Here is a 21,766-nt window from a genome sequence, read left to right on the forward strand (position 1 = left end):
GCGTCGTGTGTGAAGGGGTTCTACCTGCACCAGGCCGGGTTGGGGATCAACGAGCGGCTCGGCGGGCAGTTGAACCTGACCCGGCTGCCGTCGCGGGCCGACCGCGAGTGGGCGCTGCTGGGTCACCTCAGGCTGGCGATGCCGGCCAACCCGCTGGCGCCGCATCGGGTGCGTCGCCGGCACCCGAAGATGCTGCCCGACGGTGCCAAGGTCCGTCTGCTCGCCGCGGCGCGCACGGCGAGAGATCGGATGGTGGTGACCTGGCTGGCCGATGCCGGGTACCGCATCGGCGAGTTGTGTGGACTGCATCTTTCGGACCTCCATCTGCGCGAAGGCGCGCCGTGCGGCGAGTGCCGAACACCGCACTCGCACATCTGTCATCGGGAGAACAACCCGAACCGGGCCGCGGCCAAGACGAAGTGGCCGTGGTCGCTGGAGGACGGCACGGTGCGGGGCGGGCTGATCAAGCGGGTCAGCCCGGCGATGATCCACACCTACTTCGAGTACGTGACCACCGAGTACCCGGCCGGCGCGCAGCACGGGATGCTGTTGGTGCAACTGACTGGACCGGCCGCTGGCCAACCGTGGGCTGCGGTCGCCGCACGGCGGATGCTGCGCCGGGCCGGGCACCGTGCGGGGCTCGGCACGGTGCTGCCCCACGCCTTCCGGCACTCGTTCGCCACGGCGGTCCTGGACGCCGCTGGCGGAAATCTGATGATCGCCCGGGATGCTGGTGGCTGGGCCTCCACGGCGGTGGTCGACGAGATCTACGCGCATGTCGACATCACCGACCCGGCGTTCAGCGCCGCCCTGCGCAGGGTGTGGGGTGACCCGGGATGACCGCCGCCATTGCGCCGACGCTGCGGGTCCTCACCCCGCCGCACGGCGGCCGGGACACTCGGGTGGGCCGGGACCGCCTGGAGCTGCTGGCCGCCCTGATCGGCGGGCCACGCTTCGATCCGCTGCTGCGCCCGGACCTGATCGTGCTGCCCCGCGAGCACCCGGTGTTCGGCTGGGGCTGCCGGGTCGCCGGCTGCTTGCGCGCCCGCCAGGACAACAAGGACCTGTGCAACGGCCATACGGAGCTGCTCGCCGAGGCACGCGCAGGAGGGCTTGACCGTGCGGCGTTCCTGCGCGGCGCGCAGCCGTTGGACGAGAGCGAGAACGTCGAACCACCACCGTGCCGGATCTGCCAGGTCCGGCCATCGCGCAACATCAGGCTGCGGCTGTGCGGACGCCACGGCGACGCCTGGGCGACGCTGCAACATCGGCAGCCCGTGCGCGACTTCGAGTCCTGGCTGGCCGGCCAGCAACCCGCGCCCGGGTTCGGCGAATGCCAGGTGCGGGTGTGCACCTCGCTCGCGGCGTCGTCGCTGGGACTGTGCTCTGGCCACGAGAACCGGTACCGCCGCGCAGGCTGCCCGGGCCGCCAGCGAGGCAAAGGCCGAGCCGTGCGATTCGACGACGAGGCCGCGTTCCGGTCGTGGTGCGCACGCGTCGATGCGGTCTGGCGGCCAGGCCGGCTCAACCTGGTCGGGCTGTCCCCGCTGCTGGCGGCCGAGGTCAAGTACGGCATGTTCGTACACGGGCAGCAGCCGCACCACTCGATGTGGCCGCTGCGCTGGTTGCAGGGCTTCGCCAACCGCTGCCGCGCCCACGATGTGGATTCGGTGATGGCGGTGGAGCCGGCGGGATGCCCCAACACCGACCGGATGATCGTCACCGAGATCCGCAACCAGGTTCGGCTGGTCTACTACAGCCCGGCCGACACCAGGGACGCCGGCTTCATCGAGTTCGACCATTTCGGCGCCCGGCTGCCCGCCCGGGGTAGCTTCTGGGACCTCACGATGGTGTCCCAGCGGTGGCTGCGCGATGCGCTGTGGGACTACTTCGCCGGCCTGATGCGCCGGCCGAAGCCGCCGCGTAGCGATACCTCGTACGACGGGGCACGCCGCGCCTGCGCAGAGCTGAGCGCCTACCTCGAACTCGAAGCACCCGAAGGCGGCCACGACCCGACCCGGCTGCGGGCCGAGCACATGCACGCCTTCGTCGCCGACCAGCGGCACCGAGCCCGCAACGGCCTGCCCTCGTTGGGGATCCGCCGCCGCGACGGCACAGCCGCCCCGGCCAGCGACATCAGCCGCAGCATCGGCGCCAACTACATCCGCAAGATCCTGCGTCAATCCCTGGACAGCGGGGAGGTCGCGCGGATCGGGCTGGCCCGCGAGTTCGTCGTGGCCGCACCCGCTGGTGGCGTGGAACCCAACCGCACCCGGCGCCCGTTCCCCGACGACGTCGCCAGGGCGCTGGCCGACGAGGCCAGCCTGGCCGTGCTGGCCGAGGTCCACGACCGACACGACGGCGGTATCCGGTTGATCTGGGAAGCCCTCGTCTACACCGGCCGTCGGCCCAGCGAGGTCATCCGGCTCTCGCTGGACTGCGTCGCCCGCTACAGCGGGCTGCCGATGCTGTGGCACGACCAGACCAAGGTCGGCAACTACGACGAGGCCATCCGCATCCCCGAAGTCCTCTACGACAAGCTTCGTGAACGACAACGCATCACGATCGAGCGGTTCGAGTACCGCCACGGCCGGCCACCCACCGACGCCGAACGCGCCCGGATGGCGCTGTTCCCGTCCCCGCAGCGCAACCCGTACCTGACCCGCCCGGCCACCTACACCTGGTTCCACAGGCACTTCCGAGCCTGGGTCGACGGGCTGGAACTCGGCGCGTGGGTGCCGCACCAGGCCCGGCACACCCTGGCCACCAGACTGTTGGCCAACGGCGCCGCGCTGCACCACATCCGCCGCTACCTCGGCCACGTCTCCACCCGGATGACCGAGCACTACGCCAAGATCGCCCTGTCGGAGATCGACGACGTCCTCGGCCGCGTGTGGGTCGCCGGCCCCGGCGCGCCCAACCCCGGCGAGCTGCTCACCAACGGCGCGGCCGGGTTGAGCCGGGAGCGGGCCGAAGCCCTCGCGATCGACCTGTCCCGCCGCAGCACCCCCACTGAGGGCGGCTTCTGCACCTTCCAACCCGTCGTCGACGGCGGCGCCTGCCCATGGAAACTGAACTGCGAGGGCTGCGCCAAGTTCGTCATGTCCGGCGCCGACCTGCTCTACTGGCGCCGCAAACGTGAGCAGTGGATGGCCATCGCGGAACGCGCCCCCGACGACGCCACCGCCGATTACCTGCACCAGGTGTTCGCACCCACCGCCCGCGCCATCGACGGCCTGGAAAAAGCCCTCGCCGGCCTCGGCCTGCTCGACGACGCGCTCGCCTTGGACCTGCGCCGCCCCCAGGACTACTTCCATCGCATCTGGAGCACCGCGTTCCGCGTCGCTCAGCTCGCCGATGCTCATGACGAACACCCCGCGAAGGAGGCCGAACTGTGAGCACCGAAGCGGCGGTCGCCGCCCGTCGCGCCCACGTCCAGCGCCTCCTGGACACCGTCCGCACCGCGGTGCGCCGCATGCAGCGCGACGGCAGCCGTATCACGGTGCGCGGCGTCGCGCATCTCGCCGGAGTCTCCCGCACCTTCCTCTACCAGAACCCCGACGCGCGGCGTCTGCTCGCCGAGGCCACCGCCACCAACCGCGACCAACGACGCGTCAGCCGGCAGGTCGAGTACACCAGCGGCCAGCAGGAAGCGTCCTGGCGTGAACGCGCGCTCAACGCCGAAGACCAACTCCACCGCAGCCATAGCGAGATCCGCGCCCTGCGCGCCCGCATCGGCGAGCTGATGGGCCAGCTCGACGACCTCACCCAGGCCCACACCGTCGACAGCGTCCAAGCGGTCAGCTCCGCCAACACCCAGCTCAAACAGCAGATCCGGCAACTGTCGGCGGCCAACCGGCAACTCGACGACAAGCTGACCGCAGCCCGCACCAACAACCGGTTCCTGGACAAGCACGTCGCCGACCTCGAAGCGCAACTCGCCGAACACTCGCGGCGATGACATCGACTGCCCGCCCCTGGCCCGGCTGAATCTCGATGACCGCCAGCGTCCAACGGGGGCACAATGACCGCCATGCAAGGCGGCGAAGGAATCCGAGTGCCGGACGGGGCAGAGATCGTCGGGCAAGTCGGCGGTATGCCTCGGCTGTGGGTCAGCCTGCCGGCCGACGAGGACGGCTTCATCGGCATGCGGTGTCCGAAGTGTGGCGAAGACTTCCGTCTCCACAACGACGACTACGAGGGCCTGCCCGAGAGCATCTGGTGTGTGTACTGCGGCCTGAGCAGCCACAAGGGTTGGTTCGAGACCGTCCAACAGCATGATCGTTTCCTAGTGGCTGTCCGGGACTTCGGGGCGCAGGTGGCGCTGCGCATGACGAACGGCCTGTCGCCTGACGGCGAAATCCTGTTCGGTGGACGTCCGTACCGTCCGCAGCCGCTTCCTCCCATCGACGAGGAACGCCTGGTCCGCGTGCGGAACTGCGGTAGCTGCCGCCTCCGCTACGCCGTGTTCGGCCAACATCGATACTGTCCGGCATGCGGCCAGTTGCCCGCCCACATCGTCGCGGCTGACGCGCTCGACGCCGCGACCGATCGCCTCGACGATCTGACCCGACGGACAGGGGCCGAAGCGAAGGCGCTGCGCGAGCAAGGGGTGTTCGACCAGACTCGGACGGACATCCTGATCGCTCTGGTCAGTCTGGTGGAAACGCTGGCCAAGGCTATCGACGGCAGGCCGGTTCCAAGGCGTGACCGCAACGTCTTCCAGCGTCTCGAACCCATGGCGGACCGGTTCGTCGACGCCGGGTTTGCTGACCTGCGACAACGCGTCAACGAAGCAATATGGCAGCGGCTGAAGGTCACCTGGCAGCAGCGCCATCTGCTCGTCCACAACGACGGCGTGGTTGACTCCTCGTACCTGGAGAACGACCCGACGGGAAGCGCGAAGCTCGGACAGCGACTCAGGATCAGCGACCGAGAGTGCCGTCAGGCAATCGAGGACACACGACACCTGTGCGCGGCCATCGCAGCCCTCAAGACGCCATGACGTCGCAATCCGGCAGCACGCCGACGCCCCAGCACCGGCACTCAACCCACCCGATCCGCTGACACCGGAGCGCCATTGCCCGATATGTCGTGGCGAACATGTACGCCGGGCGTAATCCCAGGTCAGAGGCTCGAGGTGCCGCCGCCGGTCGGAAAAGCAGAACAGAATCAGGGCGGGCGCCGCGGTGACGTCGGCGAACGCTTGTTGGAGCGGGGAGAAGTCGTAGCGGCCGTCCGGTGTCCGGCCGCCGTTGTGGTAGTTGAACAGGGCGATGTCGATCACTGCTCGCTCCTCTCGTGCGTATTGGCCGTGATGGCCGGGTGTCGTGTCTGCTCCGGTGGCGGTCGCCGCCGGGTCGCCACCGATGACGATGCGGTCGACGTCGACGATCTCGCCCTGGTGGTCGCCGACCCGGACACGGACCTGGCTGTCGCGCATGCGGTCGAGCCGGGCGGTCAGGGCGCTACGGCGCATCTGCTGTCGCCGGCTGGTGTGGAGTCACTGGTACCTCGTCGGGGGTGCCGGATTCTGATGCCGGCGGCATCACCTCTGCGGGCGGCCGGCCGGGGAGAGTGTGGGCGGGCTGGGTTGCGCTGGTTCGTGTCGTCGTGGCTGGTGGGTGCTCCGGGGTCCGGCCCGGTGTCGGGTCGGACCCCGGAGGTGTTCCTCCCTGGATGGCCCTGGCATGCCGTGCGCTGCCCTGCCGAGCCGAGCGGGCGGCTTGGCTCGGCGCGCCGCGACGCAGGCGTGCCATGGGTTCCCCCTCTACGCCCCTGGTTCGGGGTGTGGGGAGTTCAGTGGCGGCGGGGTGCCGCGCTGGCCGGTGTCGAGTTCGGTGACCCGCGGGTCGGCCCGGGACACGACGGAAGGCTGCCGGTAGGGGGCGGGGCCGTCGCGGCGATCCCACACGCCGGGGGTGTGCCGGGGTTGGTGGGGTTCGGTCTCGGCGTCACCGGTGCGGGGGATTTGCTGCAGGGCGGCCATCGCGGTGTCGAGCCGGTTCTGGCGGACGTCGAGTTGGCGCATCATCGCGGCCTGGTGGGCGAGGCCGGTGGCGGTGGCCTGGACCAGCCGGGCGGTGGTCACGTCGACGCTGGTGAGGTCGATGGTGTCGACCTTGGTGTGGGCGTCGGTGACCTCGGCGACGGCGCGGGCCTGGTGGCGGTGCGCGAGGTCGAGGACCTGGTCGGGGCGGGCGTGCTGGTAGCCCCGCCCCCGCGCGACGGTGAACACCGTGCGGCGCTGGGTGAGCAGGACCTCCGCGGCCTTGCGTGCGGCGGCGTGGATGGCCTGCCGGCCACCGGTGTGGTCGGCGGGGTCGAGGTCGAGCAGTTGTCCCATCTCGTCGTAGCTGAGGATGTCTCCGGGCTGGAGCCGCGACATGGCGGTGGCGAGGATCTGCCATCGGGGGGCTGAGCCCACCGGCTGGCCGGGTCGGCGAGTGGGTCGGCGGTCATCGTCCGGGGGTGGGGTTGGGCGGGTGGTGTCCATGTCAGTCCGTGCCGTCGAGGGTGCCGACGAAACGGCCGTAGGTGGGTCGTCCGTCGCCGAGTCCGATCAACGCGCCGGCGGTGTGGGCGGCGTTACGCAGATCGGCCAGGTTGATGACGGCGGGGTCGTAGACGCCGCGGGCCTGTAACCGCCAGTGGGGAAACACCGGTCGGGTGCGCATGACGCGGGCGTTGCCGACCTTGACGGGGGCGCGGTGGACGTGGCGGGTGTCGGCGTAGAGGGCGGCGGGTTCCCGGGGACCCTCGTACAGCACCGGGACCTTCATCGTTTCGATCAGCACACCGCGTTCGACCTTCTTGCCGTCGCGTGACAGGCGGGCGCCCTCGACCAGGCACTTGGTCAGGTTCGGCGCGGGGATGAACGGACCGACGTCGGGGTCGTGGTAGAGGCCGCCGAGCCATTCCAGCTGGGCGATCTCGGCGTGGTCGTCGTCAGTCTTCTTCGTCTTCGCCGAGATGGGCCGGATCTGCCGCACGATGGTGTCGAGGGGATCGACCAGGCGTGCGTTGTGCATGAGCAGCGGCGCGGTGCCGGCAAGGTCGAAGATGAAACTGGGCACGGGTGAAAAACTCCTGATCAGCAGGGAGCCGGGCCAGATGCTGCGGCGAGGCAGGGCCGCGCGGCCGACGTGGGACAGGGCGAGGATGTCGCGCAAGGTGTTCAAGGTGTTGTCGTCGGGTGGCCGTTGCCGGCGGTGGGGGTGAAGCGGGCTACCAGCGTCAGCCGGGCGTCGGGAACGCGAAAGTCGGTGACGGTCCCGGCGTCGGCGGTGAGCCGGTGGCGGTCGCGGGCGGGTCCCCCGTTGACGGGCTCGGCCCCGAGCGGCGGCCGGACGATCTCCAGCGCCTCGGCCGGGGCGATGGCGGCGGCGCGGATCAGGCGGAGTTTCGTCAGCCATCACGGGTGCCTTCCGTCGGCGGGTCCGGTGTGGGCGTGGTGCCGGCCAACTGCGGTGGCCGGCCGAGGAGTCCGAGGACGATGAGGGTGTCGCGGGTGGGTGTGGAGCGGTCGACGGCGTCGGCCCATCGACGGTGGGTGCAGGGGTGTGGGGTGAGTCGTCCCTCGAAGCGGCACTGCGCGCACATGAGCGTGTCGTCGGGGGTGTGCAGGGCCAGGATGGCGTCGGCGGTGAGGCTCGCTGACGGGTGGGCCCGTGCTGGTACGGGCGGGTAGATGGGTGTGATGGTCACGGGTGGTGCTCCGTCCTTGCTGATGGGGTCTGCGGTTCGGCGGATGGGCTTGGCGGGGCGGGGTACGGGTACGGGTACGGGGGAAGGGTGCGTGAGGGCCCGGGTGGGTCGATGTTGGTCAGGGTTTACGGGCGAGTCCTCCGAAGTCGTCGACGTCGACGGTGTGGGCGGTGTCGGGTCGCCAGCGGGTGACGGACACGACGCCGGGTTCCAGGAGTTCGAGTCCGTGGAAGAAGCCGGCGATGGTGTCGGGGGTGCGGTTGACGCGGGGGTTTTCGCCGCTGGCGTTCCATTGGCGGACCATGTCGTCCATCGGTGCGGGGTGGATGACGTTGGTGTCGTCGCACAGGGCGAGGTAGCTGCCGGCGGGGACGGCGTCGACGAGGCGGCGCACGATGGCGTACGCCTGGATGTCGTCGGTGAGGTGGGCGGTGACGCCGAGCAGGATCAGGGCGACGGGTTGGTCGAAGTCGAGGGTGTCGGCGGCCCGGGACAGGATCGACTCGGGGTCGGTCAGGTCGGCGTCGATGTAGTCGGTGGCACCGTCGGCGGTGCTGGTGAGTAGGGCGCGGGCGTGGGCGAGAACGAGGGGGTCGTGGTCGACGTAGACGATGCGGGATTCGGGTGCGAGTGTCTGGGCGACCTGATGGGTGTTGTCGGCGGTGGGCAGGCCAGTGCCGATGTCGAGGAACTGGCGGACACCGGCGTGGGCGAGGTGGGTGACGGCCCGGACGAGGAACGCGCGTTGCGCCAGCGCGATCTCGGCGATGTGCGGGTTCGCCGCTCTGATCCGGTCTCCGATCTGGCGGTCGGCGGCGAAGTTGTCCTTGCCGCCGAGCCAGTAGTTCCAGACCCGGGCGGACTGCGGGACGCTGGTGTCGATGCCCAGCCTCGTGGTGGGCGCGGTGTCGCTCATGACCGGGCTTGCCTCTCCGGATGGGTCGAACGGGTTGCGTACGGCGCTGGCGGGCACGGCTGTCACGACTCCCGGCCGGAGCCGACACCGCGGGTGCGGGGTTGACGCCACATCGGCCACAGGGGCGGGCCACCGTCGGGCAGGTGCACCGGCGTCGGAGCGGTGTCGTAGTAGCCGTGCCGTTGATAAAGGCGGCGGGCGTCGCCGCTGGTGGCGACCAGGTGCACGGGGGTGCCGGCGGTGTCGCAGGTGGCGTGCCGGTGCGCGAGCAGGGCGGTGCCGACACCCTGACGCCGCCGGTCGGAAGCGACGCCGAGGTACGCCAGGTAGGTGTGCGGGCGGCGCGGGGCGTGTTCGTGCAGGAGCGCGGCGAGGTGGGCGAACCGTCCGGCGTGCGGGCCCGCAACCCGGTCCACCAGTGCGGTGTGGTGGGGGTCGGGGGTGCCGGCGGCGGTGTGGGGCAGCCAGACTGCGGCGCCGGCGTGGTCGTCGCTGGTGTACACGGTGCCCGAGGTCATCGTGTGGGTGAGGATCGCCGGGCAGAGTCGCTGGTAGACGTGTCGGCGTTCGCCGGGGTCGGGGATGAGCCAGGCGGCGTCGGGGGTGTCGACGAACGCCTCGACCAGGGTCGCGGTGAGTGCGGGGATGTCGTGGCGGTCGGCGACACGGATCACGGTCGTGGTGGGGGTGGTGGTCACCGACGGATCTCCTTACGTGCGGCGGGGGTCGGGTGGGTGGTGGGTCGGGTCGCGGCGTCGGCGCCCGCGCCGACGGTGGCGTAGACATGGCGGCGTGTGCGGTGCAGGACGGCGGCCCAGACCAGACCGGCGGTGACGGCGGCGGCGTAGAGGCCGGGCAGCGCCCACCGGGCCGGGGAGCCGGGCGGGGCGTCGAGGAGGTCACCGAAACCGATGAGAGTGCCGCCGAGGATGAACACCAGCAGGTTGAGCGCGACGCCGGGAGCGAACGCGGTTGACCAGCGGGACTCACCCCGGCGGTCGTGACGGAAGTAGACGAGGACGGCGAGGCTGGTCGCGGTCATCAGGATCAACACACCCAGCCCGCCGGTGACGGTCAACCAGAAGAACAGATGAACGATCGGATCCAGGCCGGCCAGCGCGTAGACCACGATGACGAGGCCGGCCACGCTGGTCTGGGTGAGGGAGCCGAGTCTCGGCGCCCCGGTCCGGCCGTGGGTGCGCCCCAGGCTCGTGGGGAGGACCTGTTCGCGGCCCAACGCGAACAGGTAGCGGGCGACCATGTTGTGGAAGGCCAGCAGCGCGGCGAACAGGCTCGTCACCAGCAGCAACCGGCCCACGTCGACGATCAGGCGTGGGAGGTGGCCGTCGACCAGCACGAACATCAACTCCGGCCCATGGCGGGCGGCGGCGTCGACGATCCGATCGGGGCCGGCGGCGGTCTGCATCGCCCACGCCGACCCCGCGTACAGGATCGCGGTGACGGCGATCGCGGTGTAGGTGGCGTGCGCGACCGTACGGCGGGGGTCACGGGTCTCCTCCGCGAGGACGGTGGTGGCCTCGACCCCGACGTAGCCGGCGATCCCACCGACGAGGATCGCCGCCATCCCCGGCACCGCCAGATGCGCCGGCTCCAACCCGTGCAGCGCTAGTCCCCCGTCGGCGGAATGGGTGGCCATGATCGTGTCAAAGACCACCACCACGGTGATCTCCGCGACCAGCAGCACACCCAGAACCCGGCCGTTGAGGTCGACCCGCGCCAACCCCAGACCCGCGACCAGCAGCCAGCCTCCGAGCGCCCACACCCACCACGGCACGCCGACACCGGCCACCGCCGACACGGTCGCGGCCGTGACGACACCGAACGCCCCGTACAGGCCGACCTGCATCAGGTTGTAGGCGACCACCGCCACGAACGCCGCCGCCACACCACAGGCGGGACCGAGAGCGTGGGCGACGTACGAGTACATCGACCCGGCGTTGACCACATGCCGCGACATGGCGACGTAGCCGGCCGCGAACAGCACCATCACGGCGGCGGTCGCCGCGTACGCGACCGGCACCCCCGACAGGCCGGTCACCGCATACGCCGTCGGCACCGCCGACGCGACCACCGTCATCGGCGCCGCAGCCGCCAGGACGAAGAACACTACCTGCGGCACGCCCAGCTGGGACCTGGCCAACGCGGCGGCGACACCACCTCGACGCGGACGCGGCACACCATGAGAAACAGACACAACGATCCCCCAAGAAATGACAAGAACCAGACGAGACGGATGCGGGTCAGGAAGGGCGGGCAGGGTGCCTGGGCAGACGCCTGAGCAGGGCAGACGGTGGTCAGGTCCGACCACCCAACACAGCCCGACCGACCGCCGCCGACAACTCCCACAACAGGGCGTCGACCTGCGCCGGCACCGGACTCAACAACCGGTCCAGACGCTGCCGAGCCCGCGGCTCACCGCCGAGGAACCGGCCCTCGACACCAGCGGCGACACACAACCGCGCCAGGGCGCTGTCGAACTGGTCTAACCGGTCGCCGCGGCCGATCCGGGTCGACAACCGGGCCCACGGCCACGCCGCCACGTTCATGTCCGTCGGCTCCCACACCGTCCGGACCGTCACCAGCCGCCGGACCCGCACCGGACGCACCACCCCCGCATCGGCCAACCGCTGACCGATCGCCGGCACCGACACATCGGCGAGAACGTCGAGCCACGCCGGAACCGGCTGACCCGGCTCGGCCGCCACCCAGGCCGCTATCTGCCGCTCCAACCCGACCAGCCGCACCCCCGGTTCGGGACACGCCAGATGCCCCGACGGCGTCACCTCCAACACCCCCGCCACGACCAGGTCCGCCAACACCGCGGCCGTCGCCCCGAACCCGGCGATCCGCGCCGTCACCCGCAGCTGACCCGACACGTCGTGATGCGCCATCAGGAAGAACTCATCCGCCAACAACCGACGCTCCACCGGCACCGACAACACCGACCGCCGACCGGCCTCAGACTGGTAGACGGTCACGGCCGACCCTTCCTCGTCCAGGCACTCCACAGCGGAGGCATGGCTTGCTGTGACAGCTGGCGCAGACGGACAGGGCTCGCCGCCACCGCTGCCTGAGCCCTGACGGCCACTACAGCATTCGGACGTCGCCCGCGAAGGACCACACGGCTAGGCCTACCGCCGCTGCGCGCTGCCCCCATCGGTGCAGTCCCCCACCCGTGTACTAGCCGCAGGCGCGAGACCGGCCACCGTCGCCCCGGCTCAGACGCCCGAACGCGCGCAGGGTGGCCCAAGTTGTGTGAGCGGGGCGCGGTGCAGTCCGGGCACCGCAGCGTTTGCCCACAGTCGGTGCACCACCGGTGCCGACATCTACACAGCGCAAAACCCGCGATGGTGCCCACCAGTGCGGAGGCGACTGCCACTACGAATGCGGCGGTCAGCGACATGGCTACACCTTCCAGTTAGAAACCTTGATTGGGCCTGCCGTGCCGGTGACGGGGGCACCGGCACGGCAGGCGGTCTAGGACACCAACGGACCTGCGCCCTACGGCTCCCGGCGCGGTTCCGAATGCCGACGAGCCCGCCGGGAGGGAAGCCCTGTAGGTGTACGACGGCTAGGTCATGGGTCCATTCAGGGGGTATCGCAGGGCCGTCGCTAGACCGCTGACGCAGACACGGAGACTGTCCGCACCTGCCGACGTTGCTCCGGAGCGGTCGCGCTCATGGTCCGGTTCGTGCTGTGATCGCTACGGGCGACATTGAGGGGTGAATAGCCTGTGGCGGATGGCAGTGTTCGCGGATCGGCACCGACGGCTGGACAGGTTGCTCAGGCCCGCGTGTCGTACGACTGGCTCACCGGCGTGGACGGCGCGCTGCACTGGGTCGAGTCGTCACCAGAGACCGGCCGAGCCATGGTAGTGACGTGGAGGCCCGAGCAGGATCCCTCCGACGTTCAGATCTCACGCCTCTATGGGGCGAACGTTGGCAGTAGCCTGCACGCCTACGGCGGTATGCCCTACGCGATCCACCCGTCAGCCGGTGCGGTGATGGTGAGCGGCTCTACTGGGCTACTCGCGGTCGACATCGCTGCCACCAAAACCGCGCATGTCTATGGCGATCTCACTCAAAATGCCGATGAATTGCTGTGTGTCCGCGAGGATGACGCCGGAGACGAGTTGGTTGCAATCGATATTCTGACAGGCGGGCTACGTGTCTTGCTGGCAACCGATGGGTTTCTCGCCTCGCCGCGGACATTCGCGGGCCGACTAGCTTGGACTCAATGGGGCAGGGGCGCGATGCCCTGGGACTCCAGTGAACTGTGGGTTGCCGAATACCAACCAGGAAAATCCATCCGCCGAAAAAGGAGAATCGCCGGAGGGCCTGACGAGTCAGCTGTTCAGCCACAATGGAACGTTGACGGAGCGTTGTATTTTCTGTCTGACCGTTCAGGCTGGTGGAACCTATATCGTTGGCGCGATGGACAGACGTATGAGATAGCACCGATGGCCGCCGAGTGTGCTGCTGCACCGTGGGAGTCGAGCTACTCCAACTATGTCCTTCTTCCGGGGCAGCGGATCGGCCTGGTCTTTCAACGCGGACCAAGGTTCGGGCTGATTGTTGTCGAACCTGACGGTCACATGAACCCCGTCAAGCTGCCCTACACCGCAATCAAGCCTCATGTTGCCGCAATCGATAACAGGATTGCACTTATCGGCGCATCCCCAACCCGCCCGCAGCAGATTGCCTTGGTGTCGACCGACGGCTCCGAAAATCTGGAAGTGGTTCGGGAGAGTGCTGTTGGCGTCACGGAATCCGTCTCAATCTCCGTTCCGGAAATAATACAGGTGGCCTCTCAAGAGGCCGACTTGACCGTCCTATTCTATCCGCCAACGGGCAAGGGTGATCCAGCCCCACTGATTGTCCGGCCGCATCCTGGGCCGACATATCACAGCGATCTTCGACTAGACTGGGAAGTACAGTTCTTCACGAGTCGCGGGTTTGCGGTGGCCGACGTCGACTATCGTGGGAGCACCGGATACGGCCGAGAATTTCGCAAGGCATTGGACGGCGAGTGGGGTCGACTTGACGTCGAGGATTGTCGCTATGTGGCAATGCATCTGCTGGCAACGGGCAGAGTGTGTCCTGGCGGCGTTTTCATCTCAGGGGCGAGTGCCGGAGGTTTCACCGCGCTGCGGGCAGCATGCGAGGAAGGGCCGTTCCTGCTGGCTGTAGCCAGGTCGGCAATTGTCGATCCAGTAAGGTGGATGACTACGGCACCCCGTTTTCAGCGACCACACGCGGGAATCCTGGCCTCCGACGGCGCTCGCGTCATGCCGGATCGAGTAAGATGCCCTGTCCTGCTAATCCACGGTGATCGGGATGATGTCGCGCCGATAGATGACGTGACCGAGTTAGCGGCAGCGCTCGATCACCGAGGACTGCTGGCCGGCATGTTGGCACTCGGCGGCGTCGGGCACTACATATCCACGCCCGCTGCTCTATCGGCGGCGTTGGAAGCGGAACTCCAAGCCTACCTCGAGGTGATCAAGAGTAGCGGGCACTCCCTTCCGGAGTGATCAGGGTGGGTAACTGTGTCGCGGCGTACTCGCCGAGGTCCCTCACATCGGGAAGATCCGTGTAGGGGTGAAGCTCGGCGAGCATGAGGACGATGCGGTGAGCGCTGCGAAACGAATTGAGCTTTGCGGCATGGTCAATCGCCTGGCGTGCCACGGCGCAGGCGTGGTCAATCTGACGCGATCGCGCGAGGGACGCAGCGTAGAGGGCAGTGTCTATCGCCAAACGTCGTGCACGAGTCGGCTCCAGCTGCGCGACCGCTCGGGTCACTTCGCGTTGCGCTAGCTCATGAAGTCCAAGATCATAGAAGCAGTGAGCCTTCTCGTCGGCGAGATCGGCTTCGCTGAAGTAGGCGATCCAGGGCGGCTCACCCGAGGGAATGCTCCGGGCGAGATCCGCCTCAACTTGAAGGAGCGTTGCGGCACAGGCGGCCTCGTCGCCGCGTCTTGCCTGAGAGCGGGCCAGCACCGTGCGGAAGACCGCCCGTACGCCGGGCGTGGTCTGATGTTCGGTGCCGCGCAGTGCGGCGGTGGCGAGGCGCCCCGCCTGGTCCGCGTCCCCGCAGTGCAGTGCCAGATGGGCAAGGCTGACAGCTATGAGGTATCCCCCGTACAGACGGTTTCCGCTTCTCGTCGCGATCGCCAAAGCATGCTGGTAGTGCCGCTGCGCGGCGGCATCCGCCCCGAGGTCGACCGCTTCGTACCCAGCGAGTTCGAGGAACCCCGTTGCTACGAGCGGCGAGCGAGCGGCCATGATGTCGAGTTCGCGCCCAAGGATGTCGGTGACGATCGAGTAGACCTGGCCGGCACCATGAGCGTGGTCAGCGCTTCGGAGCTCCTGCAGTCTCAGCGCCGCCTCCGAGCTCTTGTCATCGAAGTCACGTGAGTGCCCAGCGTCCAGAGCAGAGGACAAGAGCCAGTCCAGGACCGGACGATCGGTAGCTTCGGACCGAAACCCCCGCGCCCTGCTCCCCGCGTCTCCACCCGCTCCCAGCCCACGTTCACGTTGCAGCATCGGGATCAAGCGGCGGAGCGCGCCTCCAGCGGCAAGCGCTACATCGCATCGTTCTACCAGATCATCTGAAGCTGTTCGCTCCGCAGCCTCGATCTTGCGGATCAGGTCCTTGTGCACGAACAACGCCCTGCCAAGGTCCGCCTGAGACATGTCGCGCTCTTGACGTAGGCGACGGACCTCCGCGCCGAGGAAGTGCCGCACAGACCTTCCCGGCTCGAGCGTTTTGAGGGCTTGGCCCACGGCTCACCGCCTGTTCCTACCTGCCACGCAACGCCAACGGGTTCATTGTCGATGAGACAGGGGACGACGAGCAACGCACGCGACCGCCACGCGGACACACCCAGTGTCCGCATCTCCCCCCTGCCCGAGACCCCCACACGTTGGGTTTGCTCTCTGTATGCGAATCGACTGCAGGACGTGGGTTTCCTCGGCGACGGCGTTGTGGACACTCCGGACGGTTCCCACGCGGCAGTCTCGCCTACCAGACCGAACGTGAGAACGATGCCACCGGCGGGTGGGAGAGTCGCGTCAACGCGAACGGAGCGCATTCCGACACGTGGCACGGGCGACGGCGAAGTCGGACCGCAGGTCAGCACTCCCTCGCTGCTTACCATGGGTCACCATATGGATAACTTCGATGACGATCTGCGTGAGAGTCGTCGGCAAGATCCCGCAAGGCAGGGTCGGTCTTTGACCGGCAACAACCATCACACGGCGAAGGTGCGACGGCATGACTATGACAGGCGAGATGGGTGTCGAGGATCCCGCGATGCGACGGGCAGCGATGGTTTCCGAGTTGCGGGAGGACGTCATCGTCTCGGAGGCCGTGGCTGCGGCGTTCTTGACTGTGCCTCGCCACGTGTTCGCGGAGGGTGAACCGTTGGAGGCGGTGTACGACTCGAACACGCCGCTGGTGACCAAGGTCGACTCCCGCGGGGCGGCGCTGAGTTCGGTGTCCGCCGCGCATATCCAGGCGGTGATGCTGGAGCGGGCCGGGATCGAGCCGGGGATGCGGGTGCTGGAGATCGGCTCGGGTGGCTACAACGCGGCGCTGATCGCGGAGCTGGTCGGCCCCGAGGGTTCGGTCACGTCGGTGGACATCGACGAGGAGATCGTCGCGCGGGCGCGCCGGTGTCTGCGGTCGGCCGGTTACGGGCGGGTACGGGTCGTGCGGGCTGACGCCGAGCATGGTGTGCCGGAGCACGCGCCGTACGACCGGATCATCGTGACGGTCGGGGCGTGGGACATCCCTCCGGCGTGGATCAACCAACTGTCCGGGCGCGGCAGGATCGTCGTGCCGCTGCGGTTCGCCGGGTTGTCCCGCTGTATCGCGTTCGACCGCGTCGGCACCCGCCTGGTCTCCCGCAGCTACTGTCTCGGTGGTTTCGTGCCGATGCAGGGCCAGGGCACGTTCACCGACACGGTGGTGCCGGTCACCGGTGACGCGGCGCTGCGGGTCGACGGGCCCGACCCGGGCTTCGACGTGCCGGCGCTGCGCCGGGCGATCCACGGGCGGCGGATCGCACGGTGGTCCGGGGCGGCGTTCGACCTGCCTGATGAGTTGGAGCTGTTCGTGGTGACCAGCGGGCCGCTGGTGCCGTTCCTGCACGCCAGCCAGGCGCTGGTCGACCAGGGCGTGTTCACGCCGGCGGTGACTGTCGGCGCGGCTGTCCTGGTCGAGGCGGGCAGTTTCGCCTACCGGACGAAACGCGGGAACGAGGACACCGGCGGGTGGGAGAGCGGCGTCTACGCGCACGGACCGAACGCCGAGGACGTGGCCGAGCGGTACCTCGACCTGCTGCGCCGGTGGGCGGCCGGTTACCGCCGCCGAGGGGCCGCGCGCATCGAGTACATCCCAGGTGATGGCGACGGGGGTACGCCGCGCGGGTGGTGCGCGCCGAAACGCCACGGGGTTGTCGCGGTCTCGTGGCCCTGACAGCTACCGGCGTCCCGTCCGGGGCGCGCGGAGGAAACAACGTTGGAGGGAGAGTCATGTCGATCACAACCGAGGAGAGGTCTGTCACGTCGATCCTGCCGGCGACGGCCGGCACGGACGACGAGTTCGACACGGACGGCTGGGAGCTGGACGTCACATTCGTCGAGTCCGGCGAAAGCGTCGACACATTGATCTACATGACCAACGACGGGTGCGGCAAGACCTGCCAATCCGCCTGCAGCACCACCTGCCCGTAGGAGACAAAGCCCGGAAGCCGTCCGATCGCGGCGCTGCCCATGGTCGGACGGCCCCTTACTCCCAGGGGGTACCGTGTACCAGCATCTCGACGCGTTGATGGTGCGCGCTGCGGTGTGCCCGCCTGACCAGCTGCGGCAGGGATGGCCGGATCTGACCGGACCGGAGGGTGTCGCGTCCTGGCGGCCGTGGCTGCGTCAGGTCTTCGCGGTGCCGCAGTTCGCCGCCGCTGTGGAACACGCCAGTCCGGTTCTCGCTGAGCGTGCCCGCGTGATTTGCGACGGCCACGCGACAAGTGAGCGGCAAGCACGGCGGGTGGTGATGTCGGTGCTCCGGTACCTGCTACGAGCTCGTGGACGGGCAACTCCTTTCGGATTGTTTGCCGGCGTCGCGGTCACCCGGCTGGCATCCACCACAACGGTGCGTCTCGGCACCGAGCATCGGGCGATCGCGCGGGCAGGTGCGCGATGGCTGGCTGAAGTCATCGACGAGTTGGAAGCGGACCCGATACTGACGCGCCACTTGCTGGTGCGCGCCAACGATCTCTTGACCTTCCGCGACGGCGAGGTCGTCCTGGAACACCGCTTCCGGCAGCGTCCAGACGAGAACCGAGCCGAGGTCCACGTCCGTGGCACCGGACCAGTGCGTGCCGCTCTTGCCGCGGCGAGCGACCCAGTACTGTTCGCCGACCTCGTCGACAAACTCGCCACCGACCACCGGGTCGGTGCGGGCGTGGTGTCTGCATTGCTCGCGGAAATGGTGTCGCAGCGACTTCTGTTGACTGAGCTACGGCCGGCGTCCACCTCGATCGACCCGCTGTCCGTCGTCGTCGCAGGCGTCGACCGCGCGCTCGCCAGCCGCGACGACCGTTACCCAAGCGATGAGAAGTTCACCGACGAACCATCCGCCGGCACGCGGATACAGAGGCTGAGCGACCAGATAGCGCGGCACAGGAGGGCGCCAGTCAGCGCCACAGCCGAGCGGCGTGCCCGCCTCACCGAGGCGATGGCCGCCCTGCACCCGACCGGTGAACCATCCGTCGTGGTCGACGTACGCCTCGACATCGAGCTTGCCATCACCGAGACCGTCGCCTCTGAAGCCGCGTCAGCGGCCGACGCACTCACCCGCCTCTCCGGGTCTGGCCGCACGGGTTGGCCAGCATGGCACCGCCTTTTCCTGGAACGCTATGGGCCACACGCGCTGGTGCCCGTCCGCGACGTCGTGGACGCCGACATCGGCCTCGGATTCCCCGCCGGCTACCGCGGCGCCCCACCCACCCCGGCGGCCGTGTTGACACCACGCGACCGGAAACTGCTGGCCCTGACCCAGAACGCGGCGCTGCGGCGTCAGCACGAGATCGTTCTCGACGACACCGCCATCGGCGACCTAGCCGACGGCGTGCCCCGCATCCGTATCCGACCGAGCACGGAACTGACCGTCACTGTGCAGGCCCGAACCGTACAGGATCTCGACCAGGGCACCTTCCAGCTCGTGGTCGTCGGGGTGTCCCGCAACGCCGGCACCACCACCGGTCGGTTTCTCGACCTACTCGACACGACCGATCAGAAACGAATCGCCGACCAGTACTCGTACCTGTCGACCACGACGCGCGGCGCGCTGCCCGCGCAGGTGTCCGCAGTGACCCCGTACACGATCACCGAGGACGTGGCCCGCGCCCCGCAGGTGATGCCCTACGTCATCCCGGTCGGGGAGTACCACGACAGCGGTTCCGACCGGATCACCCTCGACGACATCGCCGTCACCGCCGACGCCAACCGCGTGTACCTGGTGTCGGTGTCTCGGCGCCGCCTGCTCGAACCGATCGTGCTCAACGCGGTCGAACAGGTGCACTACACCCTGCCGATCGTTCGGTTTCTCACCGAGGCCACCACCGCCTTCTCGACGGCCTGCACAGCGTTCGACTGGGGCGCCGCGAGCGGGTTACCGTTCCTACCCGCTCTGCGGTACGGACGAACCATCCTGTCGCCGGCGCGTTGGCTGCTGGCCAGGACCGCCCTGACCACTGCCACCACCAGTTGGCGAGAGTGGACCGAGAAGCTGTGGTCGTGGCAAACGACGACCGGGTGTCCGCAAACGGTGTATCTCGGTGACAGCGACCAACGCATCGGCCTGGATCTGGCCGAACCCGCCCACCAGGCGCTGCTGCGCGACCACCTCGACCGCAACACCACGGCGGTGCTGCGCGCCGCGCCGCTACCGGACACCGCCGGCTGGATCGGCGGGCACGCACACGAGATCGTCATTCCGCTCGCCTCTACCGCTAACCCGGCACCGCCACCGCCACTGATCGCCACCGCGCCGGTGGTGAACGTCCGTGAACATGGGCACCTGCCAGGAAGCGACGAACGCCTCTACCTCAAGCTGTACGGCCACCCGGGCAGGCAGACCACGATCCTCACCCAACACCTGCCGCTCCTGCTGCACCGGCTGGGCACCCCGGCACGGTGGTGGTTCCTACGCTACGGCGACCCAGAGCCGCACCTGCGGCTACGACTGACCGGCGACCCGGACCACACCCTGATCGGACAGTGGACCTGCGAGCTCCGCCGTGCCGGTCTGATCGCCCGGGTACAGATCGACACCGACTATCCGGAAGACGCCCGCTTCGGCGGCCCGGCCACCCGCGAAGCAAGCAACGAGGTCTTCGCGGCCGACTCGGCCACCGCCGTCGCGCAACTCGCACTCGTCCGCCACGAACGAACACCCGACATCCGCGCGGCGACCGCAGCGAACCTGCTCGACCTCACCACCTCCGTCCTCGGCGAAGACACCGGCATGCGCTGGCTGATCGACCACACCCGCCCGTACCGACCCGCTCCACCCCGCGACGTCTACCAGCACACCATCCAGCTAACAGGCCCCGACCAGCCGCAGATGACAGGCTCCCAGGACAGAGAAAAACTCCACGCCGCCAGACGCTGGCGCCATCAGGCGCTGGCCCGGTACCGAGACACTCTGACCGCCGCCACAATCGCACCCGCGAGCGTGCTGCCCGACCTACTCCACCTACACCACACCCGCATGATCGGGCCCGACCCGAACAGCGAACGCCTCTGCCTGCACCTGGCCCGCGCCGCCGCGTTGAGCTGGACCACCCGCGCACCGAGCCGCCGATGATCGCCCCGAACCAGGCAGCGATGACCGCGGCCACGACCATCGCAGACACCCTTGCCTCGCCAACAATCGCTCACCACGAGCCCTCGAACAGGCGGTTCCGGCCGCAGTCCCTCGCAGGTGGTGCCGTCGGCATCGCACTGCTCCACATCGAACGTGCCCGCAGCGGCCACGGCGACGACGCCCTCGCCCGCACCTGGCTGACGGCGGCCGCCCGCGAACCGATCAGCGCAGGAGCGAACGCCAACCTGTTCCACGGAGCGCCCGCCCTCGGCTTCGCTCTCCACGCCGCCGGCACGACCTGGTCCCGCCGGGTGCTGGCGGCACTCGACGACACCACGATCACGCTCACCCGCACCCGCCTGACCGCCGCGCACGCCCGTATAGACCGTGGTGATCCACTCGTGATGCGCGAGTTCGACCTGATCCACGGACTGTCCGGGCTCGGCGTCTACCACCTTCGCCGCCACCCCGATCACCCCGCCACCCACGAGGTGCTCTCCTATTTGGTCCGCCTAACCCACCCCCTTCCCGGACCATCCGGCACCGAGAACCTCCCGCCGTGGTGGATGCCAGTGGGTCTGTCCGGCGACCCGCACCCGGACTATCCGGATGGGCACGGCAACCTCGGAATCGCCCATGGCGTCGGCGCGGTCATCGCGCTCATGGCCATCGCCACACTCCGCCACATCTGCGTACAGGGCCTGACTGACGCCCTCGCCGCCCTCTGCGCCTGGACCGACCAGTGGCGCCAGCCCGACGGCATCGGCGCCTGGTGGCCCGGCTACCTGACCACCGACCACGCCGTCCGCCGTACACCGCCGCACCGTCCCCGGCCGTCCTGGTGCTACGGCGTCAGCGGCACCGCCCGCGCACAACAACTGGCCGGCATCGCCCTCGGCGACACCAGCCGGCAGACAACCGCGGAGAACGCGATACTCACCGCGCTACGCGACCCCAACCAACGCGCGCTGCTACCCGGAATCGGCCTTTGCCATGGAAAGGCCGGCCTGCTCCAGGCGGCCTTCCGAATGGCCATCGACGGCGGCAATCCGGCCATCGCCGCCGAACTACCCGGCCTGGCAGCAGAACTCGCCGACCAACTGGCGCAGCCCGGGGCCGGACACGAACTCATGGACGGCGCCGCCGGTGCCGCCCTCGCTCTCCACGCCATCGGAACAGGCACCCCGCCTGCCTCCGCGTGGGACAGCGCCCTCCTCCTGTCCTGACCACCCCCGACCCCACGAGGAC

17 protein-coding genes are annotated in these 21,766 nt (G+C 69.0%); 9 read left to right on the top strand and 8 right to left on the bottom strand.

The window, feature by feature from the left end:
* The first annotated feature begins 9 nt into the window (after positions 1-9).
* The 4 genes from EDC02_RS38385 to EDC02_RS38400 all read left to right on the top strand — a co-directional run bounded on the left by EDC02_RS38385 (position 10) and on the right by EDC02_RS38400 (position 5,005).
* Positions 10-840, top strand: a complete 831-nt coding sequence (locus EDC02_RS38385; protein WP_199758065.1) for a tyrosine-type recombinase/integrase — start codon at positions 10-12, stop codon at positions 838-840.
* Positions 837-3,398, top strand: a complete 2,562-nt coding sequence (locus EDC02_RS38390) for a site-specific integrase (RefSeq protein ID WP_123606965.1) — start codon at positions 837-839, stop codon at positions 3,396-3,398. Before EDC02_RS38385 ends, EDC02_RS38390 begins: the two co-directional genes overlap by 4 nt.
* On the top strand, positions 3,395-3,961 hold the full coding sequence (locus EDC02_RS38395) for a DUF6262 family protein (RefSeq protein WP_123606966.1): 567 nt from the start codon (positions 3,395-3,397) through the stop codon (positions 3,959-3,961). Before EDC02_RS38390 ends, EDC02_RS38395 begins: the two co-directional genes overlap by 4 nt.
* A gap of 63 nt (positions 3,962-4,024) precedes the next feature.
* On the top strand, positions 4,025-5,005 hold the full coding sequence (locus EDC02_RS38400; RefSeq protein ID WP_148083818.1) for a hypothetical protein: 981 nt from the start codon (positions 4,025-4,027) through the stop codon (positions 5,003-5,005).
* Between the two features lie 765 nt (positions 5,006-5,770).
* Here EDC02_RS38400 and EDC02_RS38410 read toward each other — a convergent pair.
* The 7 genes from EDC02_RS38410 to EDC02_RS38440 form a co-directional block, all read right to left on the bottom strand.
* Complete coding sequence (locus EDC02_RS38410) at positions 5,771-6,388, bottom strand: hypothetical protein (protein WP_148083819.1); 618 nt, start codon at positions 6,386-6,388, stop codon at positions 5,771-5,773.
* A gap of 109 nt (positions 6,389-6,497) precedes the next feature.
* Positions 6,498-7,181 (bottom strand): hypothetical protein, encoded by a 684-nt coding sequence (locus EDC02_RS38415; protein WP_123606970.1) that lies wholly within the window; start codon positions 7,179-7,181, stop codon positions 6,498-6,500.
* Between the two features lie 226 nt (positions 7,182-7,407).
* Positions 7,408-7,707, bottom strand: a complete 300-nt coding sequence (locus EDC02_RS38420) for a hypothetical protein (RefSeq protein ID WP_123606971.1) — start codon at positions 7,705-7,707, stop codon at positions 7,408-7,410.
* 118 nt (positions 7,708-7,825) lie between these two features.
* Complete coding sequence (locus tag EDC02_RS38425; RefSeq protein WP_123606972.1) at positions 7,826-8,623, bottom strand: SAM-dependent methyltransferase; 798 nt, start codon at positions 8,621-8,623, stop codon at positions 7,826-7,828.
* Between the two features lie 62 nt (positions 8,624-8,685).
* On the bottom strand, positions 8,686-9,321 hold the full coding sequence (locus EDC02_RS38430; protein WP_123606973.1) for a GNAT family N-acetyltransferase: 636 nt from the start codon (positions 9,319-9,321) through the stop codon (positions 8,686-8,688).
* Complete coding sequence (locus EDC02_RS38435; protein ID WP_305036232.1) at positions 9,318-10,838, bottom strand: APC family permease; 1,521 nt, start codon at positions 10,836-10,838, stop codon at positions 9,318-9,320. The genes EDC02_RS38430 and EDC02_RS38435 overlap by 4 nt, the downstream gene beginning before the upstream one ends.
* Positions 10,839-10,938: 100 nt before the next feature.
* Positions 10,939-11,622 (bottom strand): GPP34 family phosphoprotein, encoded by a 684-nt coding sequence (locus EDC02_RS38440; RefSeq protein ID WP_148083820.1) that lies wholly within the window; start codon positions 11,620-11,622, stop codon positions 10,939-10,941.
* Positions 11,623-12,437: 815 nt separating this feature from the next.
* Here EDC02_RS38440 and EDC02_RS38445 point away from each other — a divergent pair.
* Positions 12,438-14,177 carry a prolyl oligopeptidase family serine peptidase gene (locus EDC02_RS38445; protein ID WP_233606657.1) on the top strand — a complete coding sequence of 580 codons (1,740 nt, stop codon included), beginning with the start codon at positions 12,438-12,440 and terminating at the stop codon, positions 14,175-14,177.
* On the opposite strand, the gene EDC02_RS38450 is transcribed toward EDC02_RS38445, so the two are convergent.
* Complete coding sequence (locus EDC02_RS38450; protein WP_123606975.1) at positions 14,146-15,429, bottom strand: helix-turn-helix transcriptional regulator; 1,284 nt, start codon at positions 15,427-15,429, stop codon at positions 14,146-14,148. The two genes, EDC02_RS38445 and EDC02_RS38450, sit on opposite strands and share 32 nt — an antisense overlap.
* 490 nt (positions 15,430-15,919) lie before the next feature.
* Here EDC02_RS38450 and fxlM point away from each other — a divergent pair, with 490 nt between their 5' ends.
* The 4 genes from fxlM (at position 15,920) to EDC02_RS38470 (ending at position 21,744) form a co-directional block, all read left to right on the top strand.
* Positions 15,920-17,125 carry a methyltransferase, FxLD system gene (gene fxlM, locus EDC02_RS38455; RefSeq protein WP_123606976.1) on the top strand — a complete coding sequence of 402 codons (1,206 nt, stop codon included), beginning with the start codon at positions 15,920-15,922 and terminating at the stop codon, positions 17,123-17,125.
* Between the two features lie 56 nt (positions 17,126-17,181).
* Complete coding sequence (locus EDC02_RS38460; RefSeq protein WP_123606977.1) at positions 17,182-17,382, top strand: FxLD family lanthipeptide; 201 nt, start codon at positions 17,182-17,184, stop codon at positions 17,380-17,382.
* A gap of 97 nt (positions 17,383-17,479) precedes the next feature.
* Positions 17,480-20,518 carry a lantibiotic dehydratase gene (locus EDC02_RS38465; protein ID WP_233606742.1) on the top strand — a complete coding sequence of 1,013 codons (3,039 nt, stop codon included), beginning with the start codon at positions 17,480-17,482 and terminating at the stop codon, positions 20,516-20,518.
* Positions 20,515-21,744: a lanthionine synthetase C family protein gene (locus EDC02_RS38470; protein WP_123606979.1), complete on the top strand. Its 1,230-nt coding sequence runs from the start codon at positions 20,515-20,517 to the stop codon at positions 21,742-21,744. The genes EDC02_RS38465 and EDC02_RS38470 overlap by 4 nt, the downstream gene beginning before the upstream one ends.
* The last annotated feature ends 22 nt before the right edge of the window (positions 21,745-21,766 follow it).

Origin of the sequence: Micromonospora sp. Llam0 (genome assembly GCF_003751085.1) — a bacterium.
In the GTDB taxonomy this organism is placed as follows: domain Bacteria; phylum Actinomycetota; class Actinomycetes; order Mycobacteriales; family Micromonosporaceae; genus Micromonospora_E.

Excerpts from the sequence above, each read along its gene's own strand:
- EDC02_RS38425 (WP_123606972.1), bottom strand. The coding sequence starts at position 8,623 with ATGAGCGACACCGCGCCCACCACGAGGCTGGGCATCGACACCAGCGTC.
- EDC02_RS38390 (WP_123606965.1), top strand. The coding sequence starts at position 837 with ATGACCGCCGCCATTGCGCCGACGCTGCGGGTCCTCACCCCGCCGCAC.
- fxlM (WP_123606976.1), top strand. The coding sequence starts at position 15,920 with ATGACTATGACAGGCGAGATGGGTGTCGAGGATCCCGCGATGCGACGG.
- EDC02_RS38460 (WP_123606977.1), top strand. The coding sequence starts at position 17,182 with ATGTCGATCACAACCGAGGAGAGGTCTGTCACGTCGATCCTGCCGGCG.
- EDC02_RS38465 (WP_233606742.1), top strand. The coding sequence starts at position 17,480 with ATGGTGCGCGCTGCGGTGTGCCCGCCTGACCAGCTGCGGCAGGGATGG.
- EDC02_RS38400 (WP_148083818.1), top strand. The coding sequence starts at position 4,025 with ATGACCGCCATGCAAGGCGGCGAAGGAATCCGAGTGCCGGACGGGGCA.
- EDC02_RS38470 (WP_123606979.1), top strand. The coding sequence starts at position 20,515 with ATGATCGCCCCGAACCAGGCAGCGATGACCGCGGCCACGACCATCGCA.
- EDC02_RS38410 (WP_148083819.1), bottom strand. The coding sequence starts at position 6,388 with ATGTCGCGGCTCCAGCCCGGAGACATCCTCAGCTACGACGAGATGGGA.